1 protein-coding gene and 1 tRNA gene are annotated in these 735 nt (G+C 58.6%); both read left to right on the top strand.

Going from position 1 to position 735, the window contains the following annotated elements; genetic code table 11:
- Positions 1 to 305 (top strand): hypothetical protein (locus A3754_RS27285; RefSeq protein WP_197468476.1); only part of this gene is annotated, 305 nt, incomplete at its 5' end.
- A gap of 103 nt (positions 306 to 408) precedes the next feature.
- Positions 409 to 496: transfer RNA gene (locus A3754_RS05280), tRNA-Ser, on the top strand.
- The last annotated feature ends 239 nt before the right edge of the window (positions 497 to 735 follow it).

Raw genomic sequence — 735 nt, 5'->3', positions numbered from 1 at the left:
GAGTGTCCTTGCTGGGGCTCGGCATTTGCCTGCGGGGCTCCTCCCGACGCCTGCTGTTCTATACCCGTAACGGGCGGTTGGTGATGTTCGACCTGTTTGATCAGCGTGGAGACAGAAAGCGCTTTGAAAAGGTGCTTGGCGCGCTGCAGCTACGGGGAGAACGAGCCTGGGCCCTTTTGCCCGACCGGAAAGAGCGGCTGGCGGCAGAAGTGGCAGAGCACCGCCGGCTGATGCAGGAAGGGGCTATCAACCAGGCGCAATACGAGCGCGCCAAGCAGCGCATCTTTCGTCGTTATTCCGATTGAGCTGAACGGGTCCGCTCGGCGATCAAAACTCAACCAGTCGTGCACGGTATTGTGGCTTCGACGTTGACTGGTCTTATTGCTCATGTATTATTGCTGCCACCTTGGAGGGGTGGCAGAGTGGCCGAATGCACCGGTCTTGAAAACCGGCGACGGGAGACCGTCCGTGGGTTCAAATCCCACCCCCTCCGCCAAATAAAAAGCCCGCACTTGATGAGTGCGGGCTTTTTTTGTGCCGCTCTGCGGCCGCGACACGGTTCACGCAACACGCAAGCAATACGCTTGTGGTTGAAGCTCAGTGATCCCCATTGCCGAGCAATCCTGCAAATGTCCGGATTGCCTCCAGTCCCTGAATGTCATCTTCCTGCAGTGGCAAGTCCTTGCGAGGTAGCGCGCCCAAAGCGTGTGCCAGCTCATCCATGTGCCGTTGCTG

The organism is Alcanivorax sp. HI0083, assembly GCF_001635175.1.
Note: the sequence above shows the minus strand (reverse complement) of the source record. Positions and strands in the feature narration are given on the sequence as shown.